The sequence below is a fragment of the Rhodobacter lacus genome (assembly GCF_042683065.1).
Lineage (GTDB): Bacteria > Pseudomonadota > Alphaproteobacteria > Rhodobacterales > Rhodobacteraceae > Rhodobacter > Rhodobacter lacus.
The window spans coordinates 302,247-320,113 of the sequence record NZ_JBHUIX010000013.1 but is presented as its reverse complement, the minus strand read 5'-3'; the positions used below and the strand labels follow the sequence as shown (position 1 = coordinate 320,113).

At 66.2% G+C, this 17,867-nt stretch carries 15 protein-coding genes; 1 reads left to right on the top strand and 14 read right to left on the bottom strand.

From position 1 onward, the window contains the following. Positions 1 to 33: 33 nt before the first annotated feature. The 8 genes from ACFSM0_RS13675 to ACFSM0_RS13640 all read right to left on the bottom strand — a co-directional run bounded on the left by ACFSM0_RS13675 (position 34) and on the right by ACFSM0_RS13640 (position 10,872). Entirely contained in the window at positions 34 to 813 is a 780-nt protein-coding gene (locus ACFSM0_RS13675) for an ATP-binding cassette domain-containing protein (protein WP_377391386.1), read from the bottom strand. Next, positions 810 to 1,904, bottom strand: coding sequence for an ABC transporter permease (locus tag ACFSM0_RS13670; RefSeq protein ID WP_377391383.1), 1,095 nt, complete (start codon positions 1,902 to 1,904; stop codon positions 810 to 812). The genes ACFSM0_RS13675 and ACFSM0_RS13670 overlap by 4 nt, the downstream gene beginning before the upstream one ends. Before the next feature lie 100 nt (positions 1,905 to 2,004). Then, on the bottom strand, positions 2,005 to 3,018 hold the full coding sequence (locus ACFSM0_RS13665; protein ID WP_377392470.1) for a substrate-binding domain-containing protein: 1,014 nt from the start codon (positions 3,016 to 3,018) through the stop codon (positions 2,005 to 2,007). A 557-nt stretch (positions 3,019 to 3,575) separates the two neighbouring features. Further along, a complete protein-coding gene (gene der / locus ACFSM0_RS13660) occupies positions 3,576 to 5,081 on the bottom strand; it encodes a ribosome biogenesis GTPase Der (RefSeq protein ID WP_377391380.1) in 1,506 nt (501 codons plus the stop codon). 69 nt (positions 5,082 to 5,150) lie between these two features. Continuing rightward, positions 5,151 to 6,467 carry an outer membrane protein assembly factor BamB family protein gene (locus ACFSM0_RS13655; RefSeq protein ID WP_377391377.1) on the bottom strand — a complete coding sequence of 439 codons (1,317 nt, stop codon included), beginning with the start codon at positions 6,465 to 6,467 and terminating at the stop codon, positions 5,151 to 5,153. Between the two features lie 73 nt (positions 6,468 to 6,540). Continuing rightward, positions 6,541 to 7,185, bottom strand: a complete 645-nt coding sequence (locus tag ACFSM0_RS13650; protein WP_377391375.1) for a hypothetical protein — start codon at positions 7,183 to 7,185, stop codon at positions 6,541 to 6,543. A 262-nt stretch (positions 7,186 to 7,447) separates the two neighbouring features. Further along, positions 7,448 to 9,307 (bottom strand): ABCB family ABC transporter ATP-binding protein/permease, encoded by a 1,860-nt coding sequence (locus tag ACFSM0_RS13645; protein WP_377391372.1) that lies wholly within the window; start codon positions 9,305 to 9,307, stop codon positions 7,448 to 7,450. 128 nt (positions 9,308 to 9,435) lie between these two features. After that, positions 9,436 to 10,872 (bottom strand): LysM peptidoglycan-binding domain-containing protein, encoded by a 1,437-nt coding sequence (locus ACFSM0_RS13640; protein ID WP_377391370.1) that lies wholly within the window; start codon positions 10,870 to 10,872, stop codon positions 9,436 to 9,438. 127 nt (positions 10,873 to 10,999) lie between these two features. On the opposite strand from ACFSM0_RS13640, the gene ACFSM0_RS13635 reads away from it, so the two are divergent. Continuing rightward, on the top strand, positions 11,000 to 11,572 hold the full coding sequence (locus ACFSM0_RS13635; protein WP_377391367.1) for an LOG family protein: 573 nt from the start codon (positions 11,000 to 11,002) through the stop codon (positions 11,570 to 11,572). Between the two features lie 151 nt (positions 11,573 to 11,723). Here ACFSM0_RS13635 and rarD read toward each other — a convergent pair whose 3' ends face one another. The 6 genes from rarD to ACFSM0_RS13605 form a co-directional block, all read right to left on the bottom strand. After that, entirely contained in the window at positions 11,724 to 12,608 is an 885-nt protein-coding gene (gene rarD / locus ACFSM0_RS13630) for an EamA family transporter RarD (protein ID WP_377391364.1), read from the bottom strand. Between the two features lie 297 nt (positions 12,609 to 12,905). Next, a complete protein-coding gene (locus ACFSM0_RS13625; protein ID WP_377391361.1) occupies positions 12,906 to 13,505 on the bottom strand; it encodes a superoxide dismutase in 600 nt (199 codons plus the stop codon). A gap of 109 nt (positions 13,506 to 13,614) precedes the next feature. Beyond that, a complete protein-coding gene (locus ACFSM0_RS13620) occupies positions 13,615 to 13,791 on the bottom strand; it encodes a hypothetical protein (RefSeq protein WP_377391358.1) in 177 nt (58 codons plus the stop codon). 214 nt (positions 13,792 to 14,005) lie between these two features. Beyond that, a complete protein-coding gene (locus ACFSM0_RS13615) occupies positions 14,006 to 14,572 on the bottom strand; it encodes a sarcosine oxidase subunit gamma (RefSeq protein WP_377391355.1) in 567 nt (188 codons plus the stop codon). Continuing rightward, positions 14,565 to 17,519: a sarcosine oxidase subunit alpha family protein gene (locus tag ACFSM0_RS13610; RefSeq protein WP_377391352.1), complete on the bottom strand. Its 2,955-nt coding sequence runs from the start codon at positions 17,517 to 17,519 to the stop codon at positions 14,565 to 14,567. The genes ACFSM0_RS13615 and ACFSM0_RS13610 overlap by 8 nt, the downstream gene beginning before the upstream one ends. Next, positions 17,516 to 17,839 (bottom strand): sarcosine oxidase subunit delta, encoded by a 324-nt coding sequence (locus ACFSM0_RS13605; protein ID WP_377391349.1) that lies wholly within the window; start codon positions 17,837 to 17,839, stop codon positions 17,516 to 17,518. Before ACFSM0_RS13605 ends, ACFSM0_RS13610 begins: the two co-directional genes overlap by 4 nt. Positions 17,840 to 17,867: the final 28 nt, after the last annotated feature.

Here is a 17,867-nt window from a genome sequence, read left to right as displayed (position 1 = left end):
CCCCGGGCCTCAGTTGGCGCGCGTGAGTGGCTTTCAGGCGGCTTCCATGCCCGCGGGCATTTTCGCCCCTGTCATATAGGCAACGGCATCGGACATTGTGTGTGTCTTCGGGTCGATCACGCAAAGGCGGCGGCCAAGGCGGTGCACGTGAATGCGGTCCGCCACCTCGAAGACATGCGGCATGTTGTGGGAAATCAGGATGATCGGGATGCCGCGGGCCTTCACATCGACAATGAGTTCAAGCACGCGCCGGCTCTCTTTCACGCCCAGCGCGGCGGTGGGTTCATCCAGGATGATCACCTTGGAGCCAAAGGCGGCGGCGCGCGCCACGGCCACTCCCTGCCGCTGGCCGCCCGAGAGCGTTTCGACCGGCTGGTCGATATTCTGGATCGTCATCAGCCCGAGATCCGAAAGCTTCTGGCGCGCAAAGGCGCGCATCGCCTCCCGGTCGAGCGCGCGCAACAGCGTTCCGGCAAGGCCGGGCTTGCGGATCTCGCGCCCCATGAACATGTTGTCGACAATGGAAAGCGCGGGCGAAAGCGCGAGCGTTTGATAGACGGTGGCAATCCCCGCCGCCTGCGCCTCGCGCGGCGAGGCAAAGCGCACCGGGCGACCATCAAGCAAGATCTCCCCCGCATCGGGCTGCACCGCGCCGCACAGCGCCTTGATCAGGGAGGTCTTGCCCGCGCCATTGTCGCCGATCACCGCGAGGATCTCGCCCGGCATCAGCTCGAAATCGGCGTGATCGAGCGCGGTCACCCGGCCATAACGCTTGACGAGACCCCGCGCGGCAAGGACCGGTTGACCGCTCATCGTGACACCTTCCGAATCCATTGGTCGATGGCGACAGCAAGGATGATCAGCCAGCCAATCGCAAACACCTGCCAGAGCACATCGACATTGGCGAGGCGCAGGCCGGATTGAAACACGCCAACGATGAGCGCGCCGAACAAGGCGCCCAGAATCGAGCCGCGCCCGCCAAAGAGCGAGATCCCCCCCACCACGACAGCGGTGATGGATTGCAGGTTGCCCTCGTAAAACGACTGCGGCGAGATCGAGCCGACCCGGCCAATCGAGGCCCAGGCGGCCATCGCGCAGACAAAGCCCGAAAGCCCATAGACCGACAGCAGCACCCGGTCCGCCTGAATGCCCGCAAGCTCCGCCGCCTCGCGGTCATCGCCCACGGCATAGACATGCCGGCCCCAGGCAGTGCGGTTGAGCAGGTACCACAGCACAAGAAAAACCGCGATCATCAGGAGCGAGCCAAAGGTGACGCGCGCGCCAAAGAAGGCAAAGCCCTCCCCCCAGAATTTCAACAGCGGCGCAGTGCGGTCAATATCCTGACTGCGGATCGACTGCGCGCCCGAGAGCCAGAGATTGAGTGCAAAGAAGATCGACCACGTCCCGAGCGTGGTGATGAAGGGCGGCAGTTTCACCTTGGTGACGAGAAAGCCGTTCAACAGCCCCGCCGCAGTGCCGCCCGCAAACGCGACGAGCAAGGCCAGAACCGTCGGCACGCCCGCAAAAACGGCCAGATGGCCCGCAATCACCGACATCAGCACCATGATCGCCGCGACCGAGAGGTCGATCCCCGCGGTGAGCACGATCAGCGCCTGCGCCGCCGCCAGAATGCCGATGATGGAGACCTGTTGCAAGATCAGGCTCAGGTTGAAGGGCGAGAAGAACTTTCCGCCCGCCACAAGGCCAAACACGGCAACAGCCACCCCCAGCACGATCACCGGCACCAGCGTCGGGTTACCATGCAATCCGTGTTGAAGCGCGGCGATGATCCCCGGCGGGCGGTCCTCGAACCGCGCCAGTCGCACATCACTCGAAACCAACACCTGTTCGAAATCCTGGCCGCGCGGCGCCTGTCGAACCGACTCCCCCCCGGTTTCCCCCATCCGGCCCTCCCCTGCCATCCAGCCACTCACACCCTGCCCACCCATGGCAGAAAAAAAGGAGAGGCGGCCTCCCGCCTCTCCGGCACTCGTTACACACGCATTACCCCCAGCACTGGTGCAGGGCTTCTTCGGAACTGATCGAGGGCACCCCCTCCACCGGCGCATCGGTCACCAGCGTGACCCCGGTATTGACAAAATCGAGCCCCTCGGAATTGACAGGCTTGGTGCCATTGGCGGCATAGGCGGCAATCGCCTCGATGCCGTTCGAGGCCATCAGCAGCGGAAACTGCATCGCGGTCGCGCCGATCACGCCATCGGCCACGTTCTGCACTCCCGGGCACCCGCCATCGACCGAGACGATCAGCGCCTGATGTTCAAGCCCCACCGCCTTGAGCGCCTCATAGGCGCCCGCCGCAGCCGGTTCGTTGATCGTGTAGACAAGGGTCACGCCGCTGTCCTTTTGCAGCAGGTTCTCCATCGCGGTGCGCCCGCCCTCCTCGTTGCCATTCGTCACATCATGGCCAACGATGCGCGCATCTTCCTCGTCCCCGATGATCTTTGCATCCTTCACGTCAACGCCGAAGCCCTGCAAAAACCCCTGATCACGCAGATAATCAACCGAGATCCCGGAGGGATTCAGATCCAAAAGCGCGATCTTCGCGCCCGCCGGATCTTCCATCTTGCCCGCCGCCCATTTGCCGATCATCTCACCGGCCAGAAAGTTGTCGGTGGCAAAGGTGGCATCTGCGGCATCCGCCGGCTCAAAGGGCGTATCGAGCGCAATCACCAGCAGCCCGGCCTCTCGCGCCTTTCCCACCACCGGCGCAAGCGCGCGGCTGTCCGAGGGGGTGATCAGGATCCCTTTCGCCCCCGCCGCGATGCAGCTTTCGACCGCGGCGATCTGGGTCTCGACATCACCGTCAATTTTCCCCGCATAGGTTGAGAGCGCAATCCCCATCTCCTCGGCCTTTGCGCTCGCCCCCTCCTTCATTTTCACGAAGAAAGGGTTGGTATCGGTCTTGGTGATCAGACAGGCGCCGACATCGGCAAAGGCCGCACTGCCAAACGCAGCCGCAAAAACCACGGTCGCCCCGATCCGGGCAGCCTTGCGCATCATCACGGTCTCTCCTCCCGTTCCGTTCGGGCCGTTCCTCCCTGACCCACCAAAACTCTGGCGCGAGTCGGGGCATCGGTCAATAGATAATTCAAGATGACTTATTATATTGTTACCATCCGCCCCCGCGGCACATAAAGGGCTTCGCTTCGTGTGGAGAATACGCCCGAAGCGCGCCCTTCCCCGCTTGCGGGCGCATCATCCTCGCGTATGACAGAGGTTGCCCGGCGTGATCGCAAAGCCTGCCGCGCAGACGGCAAGGGGCCCTGGATCATGGCGGGGCATTTTCAGGCCGCGCCTGCCGCCCTTTCAAAACACATCAGGGGCGAATTTCGCTGTGCCGTGCCCGAAGGGGGTCACGGCGCGCGCCTCGGGGCCAGCGGTCAGCCCCCGCGCCCGCGATCCGCACCGGCGCCGCGTCATTTGGCAGAAGGGGTGCCGGTCAAACGGTTGCGCGCGTCACAAAACGGCGCAGGGTCTGGCGGGGGGTCCGGGGGGCTGCAAGCCCCCCGGCGGGTCGCTTCGGCCTGCCGAAGCGAAACACCCCGCGCAAAGGCTCAGCCCTTCGGTTTCGAGGGCAGCCCCTTTTCCTTGCGCGCGTCGTGTTTCTTCTTCTCGACATGCTTGGTCAGCCGCGAGGGGATCGACTTCTTGCGCTCCTTGTAGGGGTTGGTGCTCCCCTGATCGCGGAAGTAAAGCCGGATCGGCGTGCCCGGCATGTCGAAATCGGCGCGCAGCCCGTTCACCAGATAGCGCCCGTAGCTTTCGGGGATCTGCTCGGTATGGGTCGCCTTGATCACAAACCCCGGCGGCCGGGTCTTCGCCTGGGTGATGTAGCGCAGCTTGATGCGGCGCCCGCCCGGCGCGGGCGGCGGATGCGCCTCGGTCATCGCGGTGAGCCACATGTTCAGCTTCGCCGTCGAAATGCGCCGGTTCCAGACTTCATAGGCCTTCACGATCGCCGCATGCAACCGGTCGAGCCCCTTGCCGGTCTTGGCCGAGACCGTCACCAGCGGCGCCCCCCGAAGCTGCGGCAAAAGCCGCTCGAAGCTTTCGCGCAGCTCCTTCAGCTTCTCGGTCTTCTCTTCCTCGAGATCCCATTTGTTCGCCGCCACCACGACCGCGCGGCCCTCGGTCTCGGCAAAATCGGCAATCCGCAGATCCTGCACCTCGAACGGGATGTTGACATCGAGCAACACCACCACGACCTCGGCAAAGCGCACCGCGCGCAGGCCATCGGCGACGGAAAGCTTTTCGAGCTTGCCCGCCACCTTCGCCTTCTTGCGCATCCCGGCGGTGTCCCAGATCCGCATCGGCGTGCCCATGAAGGAGGTGGACACCGAGATCGCATCGCGGGTGATCCCGGCCTCGGGGCCGGTCAGGAGCCGGTCCTCGCCGATGATCTTGTTGATCAGCGTGGATTTGCCCGCATTCGGCCGCCCGATGACGGCAAGTTGCAGCGGTCGCGCCTCGGTCGGCATGCGCACCGCGCCCTCGTCTTCCTCCGCATCGTCCTCGGAAAGCGCAACATCCACCTCGGGCATCTGCGCAACGTTTCTTTCGGCGAATTCATCCGCGATCGGGCGCAGCGTATCGTAAAGATCGTCCATCCCCTCGCCGTGCTCGGCGGAGATGCGCACCGGCTCGCCAAGGCCCAGCCCCCAGGCCTCGAGCGCGCCCGCATCGCCCGCCGCGCCCTCGGCCTTGTTCGCCGCCACGATCACATGAGCGTTCTTGCGGCGCAAAATATCGGCAAAGATTTCATCGGCGGGCGTGACCCCCATGCGCGCATCAATCACGAACAGGCAGATATCCGCCTCCTCGACCGCGCGTTCGGTCAGCCGCCGCATCCGGCCCTGCAGGCTGTCATCCTCGGCCAGTTCAAGCCCGGCGGAATCGATCACCACAAAGCGCAGATCCCCCAGCCGGGCATCGCCTTCGCGCAAATCGCGCGTGACACCGGGCGTATCATCCACCAACGCCAGCCGTTTGCCAACGAGGCGGTTGAACAGGGTCGACTTGCCCACATTCGGGCGGCCCACGATGGCCAGAGTAAAGCTCATGTCACGCTCCTTGCGCGCCCGGAGGCATCCCCCGTCGCGTCGAAGCCGCCCCCATACACGGGTTTGGCCTCAACGAAAAGCGTGGAGTTGCCCGTTGCGTGAAACGACATAAAGGGTGGACCCGGCCACGATCGGATCGGTGGCCGCGCCGCCGGGGATCTCGGCTTGTCCGATGAGCGCGCCGGAGGTCGGATCAAAGCACCGCAAAAGCCCGTCCGAGGAGACCACGAAGAGCCGCCCGCCCGCCAGCACCGGCCCGAGGTTCACATGGATCTCGTTTTGGCGCTTGATCTTCTCTTTGACATAATCGGGCAGATCGACGGCCCAGATCTCGGCGCCATTCGCCGCGTCGAGCCGCATCAGCTTGTTCTCGTCCGAGATCAGGAAGATCGAGCCGCCCGCCACCTGCACCGGGCTCACCGCGCCCTCGGTTGCGGTCCAGCGCGCCACGCCGGTCGCGGCGTCAAAGGCGCCAAGCCGCCCGGCGGAAGAGCCCGCATAAACGGTATCGCCGATCACCACCGGATCGCCGGTGAGGTCAGAAACGATGGTATAACCGCGCCCGAGCCGCCCGCCCGCCAGTTGCGCGCGCCAGACCGGGGCGCCCGTCGCGCGATCCAGCGCGAGCATCTCGCCGGTGGCAAAGGGGAAGATCACGGTCTTGCCCGCAATCGCCGGGGCCGAAACGCCCGACATGCCCACCTTGCCCGGCATGCCGCCGATCTGCCAGATCACCTTGCCGTCGGCGGCCTGCACCGCCCAGGCGGAGCCGTCACGCGCAAGCACATAGACCACGCCGTCAAAGACCGTCGGCGCGCCGCCGATCCCGGCATCAAAATCCTGCCGCCACAGGATCTGCCCCGAAGCGGCATCCAGCGCCAGCAGCTCGGCAAAACCGGAGGTGACGAACACCTTGCCATCGGCGACCGCAAGGCCCGAGCCGGTGGCATCATCATCGCGGTCGCCGGGCGCGGCAATATCGGCCGCCCAGAGCGGCGCGCCATTGGTGCCGGTTGCGGTGAGGCGCGATCGGCTGTCGAGGGTGAAGACGCGCCCGCCCGCCGCCACCGGCGCCGCCGCAATACGGTAGCGGCGCGACTGGCCCGCGCCGATCGGCGCCGACCAGACCGGCGTCAGACCCTGCCCGAGCGCGGCATTCACAAGGCCGTGGCTCGGCCCGCCCGCGCGCTGCGGCCAGTCGGCATTCGCAACGACCCCCGGCAGCGAGAGCGCACGCGGTCCCGCAATCGCGGCGGACGGATCGGAGGCGGCATCGCTCAGAACCGCGCGCGGATCAAGCCGCTCGCCTTCCAGATGGACCTCTTTTTCGCAGCCCGCCAGCGCCACCACCACGCCCAGAACGGCCATTCCCGCAATCCGCTTCACGGCTGTCTCCTTGCCTTCATCTGCTGTGGCTTTCCTCTGTGTGCGGCCTTCCCGCCCGGCCCTCGCGCGGCGCTCACGCCGCCGCCGGATCGCCGCCGAGCGCCACAATCAACTCTGTTGCGCGCTGTTGCAAGCCCGAGGTGACCCCGTCTTCGGCAAGAATCTCGCGCGCCTTGGCAATCGCGCCCGCATCGTCTCCGGCCGCATGGGCCGCAAGCGCCTGCTGCTCCATCGCCAGCAACCGGAACGGCTGGCCCGGCGTGGCCAGCGCGTCAAGCTCTGCCGCGCGCGCTTCGGGCGTCATCAGATCGCCCGCGACGAGCACTGCCTTGAGCCGTGCGAGCTGGCGCAGGCTCTCGGGCAGGCTCGGATCGGCCGCGACCGCGCGCAGATCATCAAGCGCGACCTCGCCTTGCCCATCCTCGGCCGCCTGTGCGGCCAGCAAAAGCTTCAGCAGACCCTGCTGCGGGCCGACCGCGGGCAGATCCGCCATCGCCTCGGCGGGGTTTTCGCTTTGCATCGCGGCCAGAATCGCATCGCCGAACCCTTCTGCCTCCGCCGCCGCCCGCGCCTTTTGCCACTCATAAAAGGCCGAGCCGCCGACCAGGCCGAGGATCGCCAGAACAGCGATCCAGCCATATTTGCGAAACAGCCCCCAGAGCCGATCGCGGCGCACTTCCTCGGTGACTTCGTCGATGAAACTGTCGCTGTCGTGCACGCTCGGCTCCCTGATCTTTGGCCCTATCTATACGCAAGGACGCCGCCTTGCCAAGGTCGGGAAACACCGTCCCCGTCTCGACCGGCTCACGAATGGCTGACGCGGAAGGGGGGCGCTGCCCCCCGTCTCCTGCGGAGCCTCCCCCCGGGATATTTTCACAAAGTCGAAGCACCACACCCGCTGTCTTCGACTTTGCCTAAATATCCCGGGGGGTGAATGGCCGCAGGCCAGAGGGGGGCAGCGCCCCCCGCCCGGCCCGAGCTTACTCCGCCGCGTCGGGCCCCGAAGCGGCCTCCTCGGCCTCTTCCTCGGCTTTCTGCACCGCCCACATCGCGGCATAGCGCCCGCCGCGCGAGAGCAGCGCGTCGTGGCTGCCTTCCTCGACGATCACGCCCTTTTCGAGCACCACGATCCGGTCGGCATCGGCAATCGTCGAGAGCCGGTGCGCGATCACGATCACCGTGCGCCCCTTGCCCATCGCATCGAGGCTTTCCTGAATGTCGCGCTCGGTCTGGGTATCGAGCGCCGAGGTGGCCTCGTCCAGAAGCAGGATCGGCGGGTTTTTCAAAAGCGTGCGCGCAATGCCGACGCGCTGCTTCTCGCCGCCCGAAAGCTTCAAGCCCCGTTCGCCCACCTGCGTGTCGTAGCCCTCGGGCAAGCTCATCACGAAGTCATGGATCTTCGCCGCCTTCGCCGCCGCCTCGATCTCGGCCTGGCTGGCCTCGGCGCGCCCATAGGCGATATTGTAGCGGATCGTGTCGTTGAACAGCACGGTATCTTGCGGCACCACGCCGATCGCCTCGTGCAGGCTCTCCTGCGTCACCTTGCGAATGTCTTGCCCGTCGATGGTGATCGCCCCGCCGGTGATCTCATAGAAGCGAAACAGAAGCCGCCCGATCGTGGACTTGCCCGAGCCCGAGGGGCCGACCAGCGCCACTTTCTGCCCCGCCGCCACATCGAGCGTGACGTTTCGCAAGATCGGCCGCTCGGGCGAATAGGCGAAATCGACCTTGTCGAACAAGATCGCGCCGCCGGTCACCTTGAGGGGCTTGGCATCCGGCGCATCGGTGATTTCGGCGGGCTGGTGCAAAAGATCGAACATCTCGCCCATGTCGACAAGCGCCTGCCGGATCTCGCGGTAGACCGTGCCCAGAAAGCCAAGCGGCATGGTGATCTGGATCATATAGGCCTGCACCATGACGAAATCGCCCACCGTCAGCGTGCCGGCCTGCACCTCGAGCGCGGCCATCACCATCACGGCGACAAGCCCCGCGGTGATGATCAGCGTCTGCCCGGCGTTGAGCGCGGCCAGGCTCTGGCCGGTTTTCACCGCCGCCAGTTCGTAATGCGCCATCGATGCATCATAGCGCGACGCCTCGCGCTTCTCGGCGCTGAAATATTTCACCGTCTCGAAGTTCAGAAGGCTGTCGATCGCCTTCTGGTTCGCGGCACTGTCGGCATCATTCATCTTCTTGCGGATCGCAACCCGCCATTCGGTGATGCGGAAGGTGAAGGTGACATAGGTCCAGATCGTGCCGACCACCACAAGCGCATAGCGCCAGTCGAACAGGAAGGCGAAGATCAGCGTGACCAGCGTCAGCTCCAGAATCAGCGGCCCGACCGAGAACAGCATGAAGCGCAAAAGGAAGTCGACGCCCTTCACGCCGCGCTCGACAATGCGCGAGAGCCCGCCGGTCTTGCGGGTGATGTGATAGCGCAGCGACAGCGCGTGAATATGCTGGAAGGTCTCGAGCGCAAGCTGGCGCAGCGCGCGCTGCGCCACGCGCACAAAGACCGCGTCGCGCAATTCGCCAAAGCCCACCGACATCAGCCGCGCGAGCCCATAGGCAACGGTCAGCGCCACCGCGCCAAAGCCCAAAAGCCAGGCCTCGCTGCGCCCCTCGCCCGCGAGCCCGTCGACCGCCGCCTTGTAAAGGAAGGGCGTGCCGACCGAAATCAGCTTTGCCACAACGAGAAAGGCCATTGCCAGCGCCACCCGCTGTTTCACCCAAGGGTGGTCCGCGGGCCAGAGATAGGGGGCAACCGCGCGGATCGTGCGCCAGCCGCGCGCGCGCTCGGAAGGGTCCATCTTGCCGGACTGGGTGATCTGAGAGGGCGGCATGGCCCCTCCTTTGCAAGTTCAGTGACGAAACCGCAAACAGGGGCACGCCCTTGAGAGGCCGCCCCCGGTTGCGAGCGGCAACGTAAGTTTCTCGGCGGGATTGTCCAGTCCAAACGCGGTCGCGGGGACTAGTTCGGCAAGGTGAACACCTGCCCGGGATAGATCATGTTCGGGTCACGGATCTGGGCGCGGTTCGCCTCGAAGATCTGCACATAGAGATACGGGTCCCCATAAGCCTCGCGCGCAATCGCCCAGAGCGTGTTGCCCGGGGTGATCGTCACAGCGCGCATGACCGGGGCCGCAGGCGCGACCGGCACAGGGTTTGGCGCAGAGTTCGGCACAGGGGGCGGCGCAGAGTTCGGCGCCGCGGCCTCGGCCGGCTCGGACGCGGGGTCCGTGCGGGCTTCGGGCGCCCGGGCCGGCAGGGCGGCACGCGCCGCCGTTTCCAGCGCGGGGGGCGCGATCCCCTCAAAGCTCTGTTCGGCACGGGCGAGCACCGCGCCGCCTGCGTCGAGCGCATCAACGCGCAGCACATGCGCCCCCGGCGCGGCCTGGGGAAGCTGCATCGCCCAGCCGCCGCCTGCGCCCGCCTGCACCAATCCGGCTTCGGCGCCATCGACATACGCCCGCAAGAGCGCCCCCTCCGGCGCCCCGCGGCCCGAAATCGCGATCCCGCCCGCAGCGTCGAACGCGAGCGTGTCGATCCCGAGCGTCTCGGCGGGAGCGGCAAGCACCCGCGCACCGCCCGCGGCATCGGTGAGCAGCGGCTTTGCCGCCAGCACCTGCGCCGCCGCAACATTGGCCGCTACCGTCTGCGCCGGTGCGCCTTCTTCCGTCGCGGCCTGCGCCATCGCCAGCGGGCTCGGCGCCACGGTCAGGCTCTGCGGTGCAAGCCGCGCCACACCATCGGCGCCGGTCACGCGCAGCTGCACCATCCGCGGCTCTGCCGCGGGCACGATATCGGCGAGCAGGGCAAAAGCGCCCTGCGCATCGGCGGTGGTGGTCGCGATGGGCGCGCCATCGAGCAAAACCACGACCTCGGCTGCGGGCGCAACGCGCCCCGCGAGCGTCAGCGCACCCTCGGACGTGACGCGCAGCGCATCAAACTGCGCCGCAACCGGCGCGGGCGCGGCGGCCGAATCGGCGCCCGTTGGCAGGGCGCCCGGCTCTGGTGCCACGGCTGCCGTCTCCGCCTCTGCCGGAGCAACAGCAGCCCCGCGCGCCTCGGGCTCTGCAACGGCGGCGATTTCGCGCGCCTCGGGCGCGGCCTCCGCCTCTTCGGGGATCGCCGCCGGGGCAGAAACGGCGGGCGGCGCGCCAACTTCTGGCACTGGCGCGGTGGAGACCACCTCCGCTGCCGCCTGCGGCTCAGAAGCGGCACTCGCCGGGACAGATTGTTGTGCGCCGGGCGACGCGGGCTCAGCCACCGTGACAGGCGCGGACGGCGCCGTTGCAAACCAGAGCCCGAAGCCCGCCGCACCCAGCACCAAAAGCCCGGCCCCCGCGCCCATAAGCGCCCCGCCCTTTCCCCCGGCGCGCGCGCTGTCCTGATCGGCTCCCGCCATCGTGTTCATCCTTTCCGGCCCGTTCCGGCAACGGCGGACGTCCGCCGCTTGAGTGTGACCATCTGACCCGGTATCACCGGGGAAAGCAACTCCCGCCCGTACACGGCCTGCACGAAGGAACCCAGCGATGTCCTTGCCGCCTCTCGTGAACCCCGCCCCCTCGGTCTGCGTGTTCTGCGGCTCGCGGCACGGCGGAAACCCGGCCTATACGGAGGCCGCCCGCGCCACCGGCGCACTGCTTGCCGCGCGGGGCTGGCGGCTCGTCTACGGGGCGGGCGATGTCGGGCTGATGGGCGAGGTTGCGCGCGCCGCGCAGGTGGCGGGCGCCCAGACCTTCGGGGTGATCCCGGAGCATCTGTTCAAGCTCGAGGTCGGCAAGCGCGACCTGACGTCCTTCATCGTCACCCAGACCATGCATGAGCGCAAAAAGGTGATGTTCATGAACTCCGACGCGCTCGTGGTGCTGCCCGGCGGCGCGGGCAGCCTTGACGAGTTCTACGAAGTGCTGACCTGGCGCCAGATCGGGCTGCATGAAAAACCGATCCTGCTGCTCAACACCGCAGGCTACTGGGACCCGCTCCTCGCGCTCAACGCCCATGTGGTGGCGCAAGGCTTTGCCAGCCAGAGCCTGATCGAGATGGTGCAGGTGGTCGATACCGTTCCCGCGCTCGCAACCGCGCTCGAAACCGCTTTCGGCTGAGGCGCGCGGGGCGGCACGCAGAGGGGGGCGCTGCCCCCCGTCTCCTTCGGAGCCTCCCCCCGGGATATTTTCGCAAAGTCGAAGGCAAGCCCGTCTGGTCTTCGACTTTGTGCAAATATCCCGGGGGTGTGGGGGCAGCGCCCCCACCCTTTCAGCCCTTGCCGCGCAGCGTCGCGGCCGAATAGAGCGCAAGCGCCCCCCAGATCAGTGGGAAGGCCACGGCGTGAGCCGCAGTGAAGGGCTCGGAGAAGACCGCAACGGCAACAAGAAACTGCAGCGTCGGATTGAGATATTGCACAAGGCCAAGCGTGCCGAGACGCACCCGCCGCGCGGCATAGCTAAAGAGCATGAGCGGCCCGCCTGTCATCACGCCGGAAAAGGCGAGCATCAGCGAATGGCCGAAGTCGTTGCCGAAAGCGCCCGAGCCCGGCGCGAGCCCGAAAGCACCCACATGGCCCGCAACGAGATAGGCCGCGGCAAGCGGCGCGAGGATCACCACCTCGGCCAGAACCGAGACCACCGGCGCCACGTCGAGCCGCTTCTTGATCAGCCCGTAAAGCCCGAACGTGCCCGCAAGCAGTAACGCGATCCAGGGCGCGGCGCCGAGCGCCCAGGTGAGATAGACCACCGCCGCCGCGGCAATCGCCACAGCCAGGCCCTGCGCCTTTCCCATGCGCTCGCCAAAAACCGCCATGCCGAGCGCCACGGCCACAAGCGGGAAGATGTAATAGCCAAGCGAGGCCTCGACCGCATGGCCGTTTTGCACCGACCAGATGAAGCCAAACCAGTTGATCGAAATCACCACGGCAGCGACAAAGAGCACCCGCAACGCGCGCCCCGTCAGCGCTGCGACCAGCGCCGCGGCGCGCCCCTGCACCGCCACCACCGCGCCCAGAAAGACCGCCGACCAAAGCGTGCGATGCGCCAGCACCTCCGCGGGCGGCACTTCCGAAAGCGCCTTGTAGTAAATGCCCGAGAGGCCCCAGACCACACAGGCCGCGACAATCGCCCAGAACCCTTTGGTGGTCTCGTTCATCGTGCTCTCCTGCATCCGCCCGTCACCTCAATCGCGCCGCGGCTGCGGCGTCAAGCCCCGCTTGACGCGTGCCCAAGCGCAGTGCGAACCTGCGCCGCCCCTTTGCGCGCAGCACACGGTTCGCGCCTGCGGGCAAGCGCGGCGCTGCGGCCCATTACCGGGCAATGGTTGCCATGCCGCGGGGGCCGATTTCGGGAGCCCCGGCAAAAACCATCTTCGTCCCTTGCCGATCAAATAAAACCGGCCCCCGAGAGGGCCGGTTTCGCTGCTTTCCGGAGGTAATTCGAGGGCTCTGCCTCAGAGGCGCGCGGCGACGTTTTCCCAGTTCACGAGCTTGTCGAGGAAGTTCGTGAGGTAAGCCGGGCGCTTGTTGCGGAAGTCGATGTAATAGCTGTGCTCCCACACGTCGCAGCCCAAAAGCGCGGTCTGGCCAAAGCAGAGCGGGTTCACGCCGTTCTCGGTCTTGGTCACTTTCAGCGCGCCATCGCTGTCCTTCACGAGCCAGGCCCAGCCGGAGCCGAATTGCGCGGCCCCCGCGGCGGCGAATTCTTCCTTGAACTTGGCAACCGAGCCGAAGGACTCAGTGATCGCCTTTTCCAGCTCACCCGGCATCGCCTTGCCGCCCGGGCCCATCATTTCCCAGAACTGGGCATGGTTCCAGTGCTGCGAGGCATTGTTGAAAATACCCGATTGCGCCACCGAACCGGCCACATAGGTGCCCTTGACGATCTCTTCGACCGATTTCCCTTCCCACTCGGTGCCGGCGATCAGCTTGTTGCCGTTGTCGACATAGGCCTTGTGGTGCAGGTCATGGTGGTATTCGAGCGTTTCTTTCGACATGCCGAGCGCGGCGAGCGCATCATGGGCATAGGGAAGATCGGGAAGTTCGAAAGCCATTGCATTGATCCTTTTTTGGTTCTGTTGCGACTAAATGAAGCACCAAAACCGCGAAGGTCAAGAGCGCCCGGCAAGGTTTTCCTGCACAAGCGCCCGCAATGGCCGCAGATCACCCTTTCTTGTCCGTCTCGGCCGCGCGCGCCGCCGCCGCCTTCATCCGCGCCAGCAAGTCTTCTTTCGCGGCCCCCTTGCCAAAGGGGTTCTTCGCCGTGCCCTTGGCGTTATGCTCGGCATGGCGCGGCGCGTTCTGGCCCGGTTTCGGCCCGCCTGATTTCGAATAATCCATCACTCGCTCCTGTTTTCCCGCTTCTCTGCCAGCCCGCGCCGCGAGGCAAGCACAAACGCAAAAAGGGGGGCGCTGCCCCCCTCTTTTCCTGCGGAAAATTCACCCCCCGGGATATTTGTACAAAGTCGAAGCAGAGGCGGGTTGGCTTCGACTTTGTGCAAATATCCCGGGGGGAGTCCGCTTGCGGACGGGGGGCAGCGCCCCCCTGCCCGGCTCAGAAGATTTCGCCACCCTTGCGGGAGGAGACCTCCAGAAGCCCCATCACATAGCCCGCGACGGAGCGGAAGCAGATCAGGCTCAGTTCTTCCGGGCCCGAACGCCAGAGCGCCGCCGCGACCTGGGCCGAGCGCGTGCGGCGCATCTCGCCGGGCTTGAGCGCGGCGAAATCGACCGGGCAGAGCTTCATCAGCACCTCATCGGCCCGCGCCCCGGCAACGGTGAACATCGCGCGCGCATCCGAGACATTGGCCACGAGCGCATGCTCCTTCGCCAAAGCCTTTTCCAGATCCGCCGCAACCCCGACCGCTTCGGCATAGCCGCACAGCACCAGAAGTTCATCCGGGCTCATCCAGGCGACCGACCGGCCGCCCTCGGTCACGATCTCGCGCGGGGCGGGCGTTTTCAGCCCCAGCGCCTTGAGCGCCTTGGCGAGCGCCTTCGAGCCGAGATCGGCGCGCAGGCTCACCATGCCCTTCAGCCCGACTTCCGCCACCGTGGCAAACCCGGTGGAGATGGTTTTCCCGTTCAGCGGAGACACCGCTCCTGCCATCATCTCAGACATCGGCCTTTTCTCCCGCCTTGTCGTAGAACACCGGATCACAGATCCGCGCCTTGATCACCACGCCGTTGTCGGCGGGGAAATCGAGCACCTCGCCCATGCGGCTCGCCCCGTGCTTCACCAGACCCATCGCGATGCCCTTGTTCAGCACCGGCGAGTAATAGGTCGAGGTCACGCGGCCCTGCACCTTGCGCTGGTTGTTCTCGTTCACGCCGTCGTCGACGGCATAGACGCCATCGGGCAGAACCGACCCGTCGAGCGTTTCCAGCCCGACAAGGGTCCAGCGGTCCGGGTCGGTCATGTGCACCCGCGCCTGCGCGCGTTTGCCAAGGTAGTCTTCCTTCTTCTTCGAGATCGCCCAGCCGAGGCCGAGATCTTGCGGGATCACGGTGCCGTCGGTCTCGTCGCCGATCATGATGAAGCCCTTCTCGGCCCGCATCACGTGAAGCGCCTCGGTGCCATAGGGCATGGCGCTGAACGCGGCCCCGGCCTCGTTCAGTTTTTCCCACAGCGCAAGGCCCATATTCGCGGGCACCGCGATCTCGTAGGAGAGCTCGCCCGAGAAGGAGATCCGGTAGATCCGCACCGGGAAGCCGCCAAGCTCACCTTCCTTGAAGGTCATGAACGGCAGCGCCTCTTTCGAGACATCCATGCCGCCGAGTTTTTCCAACAGCATCCGCGCCTTCGGGCCGACCACGGCGATCTGGGCATATTCCTCGGTGAGGTTGGCGGTATAGACCTTCCAGTCCCACCACTCGCATTGCAGCCAGTCTTCCATATGCGCGTGGATGTGATCGGCGCCGCCCGAGGTGGTGTGGCACAGCCACGTATCCTCGGAGAGCCGCACCACCACGCCATCGTCGATCAAAAAGCCGTTGTCCGAGCACATCAGCCCGTAGCGGCATTTGCCCACCGGCAGGGTCGACATCATGTTGGTATACATCATGTCGAGGAACTTGCCGGCATCGGGGCCCTTGACGACGATCTTGCCGAGCGTCGAGGCGTCCAACAGGCCCACATTGGTGCGGGTGTTGACGATCTCGCGGTTGACGCTGTCGCGATGCCCCTCACCCGCGCGCGGGTAGGTATAGGGGCGGCGCCACAGGCCCACAGGCTCCCAATGCACCCCATGCGTCTCGTGCCAGCCATGCATCGGCGTTTTGCGCAGCGGCTGGAAGATCTCGCCGCGCGCCTCGCCGGTGATCGCCCCGAAGGAAATCGGCGTGTAGGGCGGGCGGAAGGTGGTGGTGCCGGTTTGCGGGATCGGCTGGCCGAGCGCTTCGGAGAGCACGGCAAGGCCGTTGATGTTGCTCAGCTTGCCCTGATCGGTGGCCATGCCGAGCGTGGTATAGCGCTTGGTATGCTCGACCGAGGCATAGCCCTCGCGCGCGGCGAGCTGCACATCCGAAACCTTCACATCGTTCTGGAAGTCGAGGAAGGCCTTGAACTTCAGCTTGTCCTTGGCTTTCGCGGGCATCACCCAAACCGGGGCGAGCGGGGCTTCCGCCTCGGCGCCACCGGCAAGACCGGCCTCGGCGCAAAGCGCGGTGAGCGTGAGCGCGCCATTGGCGGCGCCGACCACTTCGGCAATCGGCTGCGCCTTGTCGCCGGTGGGCGGACGGGCCGGGTCGGGGCGGAACATCGCCGCCGCCTCATCCCAGAGCACCTTGCCGCCAGCATGCGAGTAGAGGTGCACGACCGGCGACCAGCCGCCCGACATCGCCACCACATCGCAGCCCAGCACTTCGACAACTTCGCCCGCGCTCTCCTGCTTGCAGATCTCGACGGCGACGACCTTGGATTTGCCGCGCACCTTGGAGACCGCATGGCCGGGCATCACCCGCACGCCCTTGGCCTTCACGGCCTCGGCCAGCGGGCCATTGGCGGTCGGGCGGGCATCGAGCACGGCGATCACTCTCAGCCCGGCCTTGAGCGCCGCAAGCGCGGTGCGGTAGGCATCGTCGTTGTTCGTCACAACGATGATCTCCTCGCCCGGGCTCACCGCCCAGTTGACGATGTAATCGCGCACCGCCGAGGCGAGCATGACGCCGGGAATGTCGTTGCCGGCAAAGGCAAGCGGACGTTCGATCGCGCCGGTCGCCACTTTGGTCACACCGGCGCGCACACGCCAGAGCCGGTGGCGCGGGCGGTCATCGCCCGGCGTATGGTCGGCCACACGCTCATAGACGATGACATAGCCGTGGTCATGCACACCGGCCACCATCGTGCGGGTCATCAGGCGAACATTTTCCATCGCGCCAAGGGCTTCGAGGGTTTTCTTCACCCAAGCCTCGGGCGCCATGCCCTCGATCTCGCCGCCATCGACCGGGGCGCGACCGCCCCAATGCGCGGTCTGCTCGGCGAGGATCACGCGCTTGCCCTCTTTGGCGGCTTTCAGCGCCGCCATCAGGCCCGCCACGCCGCCGCCCGCCACGAGCACGTCGCAATAGGCATAGGCTTGCTCATAGCGGTCCGGGTCGGCGCGGCGCGGCGCGGCGCCAAGGCCCGCGGCCTGGCGCACGATCGGTTCGAAGATCTTGTGCCAGGCCCAGGTGGAGACCATGAAGGTCTTGTAATAGAAGCCCGCCGGAAACATCCGGTAGGCGTAATCATTGATCGCGCCCACGTCGAAGGCGAGGCTCGGCCAGTGGTTCTGGCTCGCGGCCACGGCGCCGTCAAAAAGCTCGGTCGTGGTGGCGCGCTGATCGGGCTCAAGCCGGTCGCCTTCGCCAAGGTTCACGAGCACGTTCGGCTCCTCGACCCCGCTCGCCACCAGCCCGCGCGGGCGGTGATATTTGAACGAGCGCCCGAGCAGCGACTGGCCGGTGCCCAAGAGCGCCGAGGCCAGCGTGTCGCCGGCAAACCCGGTGTAGCGGGTGCTGTTGAAGGTGAAGGTGAGCGGCTTTGTCCGGTCGATCAGACGGCCGCCTTTGGCAAGACGTTGGCTCATTTCCAGCCCTCCCAGCCCGGGCGTTTCGCTTTGATGGTGGCCACGAGCGCGGCAGGCGGCTCGGGGGTCTGGGCGGAATAGGTGCCGAACACCTCCCAGGTGACGGTGTCGCGGGCAGCAAGGAACCACTTGCCGCAGCCATAGGCATGGCGCCAGCGCTCGAAATGCACCCCTTTGGGGTTTTTCCGGGCGAACATGTAGCTCTCGAATTCGGCGTCGGTCGAACCGGGGCCGAAGCGCTTGAGATGCGCCTCGCCGCCCGGATAGAGTTCGGTTTCCTCAACGGTCACGCCGCAATAGGGGCAGGTGAGTGTCAGCACGACGCGCTCTCCTTTGCTTGGAGGCACG

Bases quoted from the DNA above. Each gene is read 5' to 3' on its own strand.
- ACFSM0_RS13625 (WP_377391361.1), bottom strand. From the start codon at position 13,505: ATGGCTTTCGAACTTCCCGATCTTCCCTATGCCCATGATGCGCTCGCC.
- der (WP_377391380.1), bottom strand. From the start codon at position 5,081: ATGAGCTTTACTCTGGCCATCGTGGGCCGCCCGAATGTGGGCAAGTCG.
- ACFSM0_RS13610 (WP_377391352.1), bottom strand. From the start codon at position 17,519: ATGAGCCAACGTCTTGCCAAAGGCGGCCGTCTGATCGACCGGACAAAG.
- ACFSM0_RS13615 (WP_377391355.1), bottom strand. From the start codon at position 14,572: ATGTCTGAGATGATGGCAGGAGCGGTGTCTCCGCTGAACGGGAAAACC.
- ACFSM0_RS13665 (WP_377392470.1), bottom strand. From the start codon at position 3,018: ATGCGCAAGGCTGCCCGGATCGGGGCGACCGTGGTTTTTGCGGCTGCG.
- rarD (WP_377391364.1), bottom strand. From the start codon at position 12,608: ATGAACGAGACCACCAAAGGGTTCTGGGCGATTGTCGCGGCCTGTGTG.
- ACFSM0_RS13635 (WP_377391367.1), top strand. From the start codon at position 11,000: ATGTCCTTGCCGCCTCTCGTGAACCCCGCCCCCTCGGTCTGCGTGTTC.
- ACFSM0_RS13675 (WP_377391386.1), bottom strand. From the start codon at position 813: ATGAGCGGTCAACCGGTCCTTGCCGCGCGGGGTCTCGTCAAGCGTTAT.
- ACFSM0_RS13640 (WP_377391370.1), bottom strand. From the start codon at position 10,872: ATGGCGGGAGCCGATCAGGACAGCGCGCGCGCCGGGGGAAAGGGCGGG.
- ACFSM0_RS13645 (WP_377391372.1), bottom strand. From the start codon at position 9,307: ATGCCGCCCTCTCAGATCACCCAGTCCGGCAAGATGGACCCTTCCGAG.
- ACFSM0_RS13670 (WP_377391383.1), bottom strand. From the start codon at position 1,904: ATGGGGGAAACCGGGGGGGAGTCGGTTCGACAGGCGCCGCGCGGCCAG.
- ACFSM0_RS13620 (WP_377391358.1), bottom strand. From the start codon at position 13,791: ATGGATTATTCGAAATCAGGCGGGCCGAAACCGGGCCAGAACGCGCCG.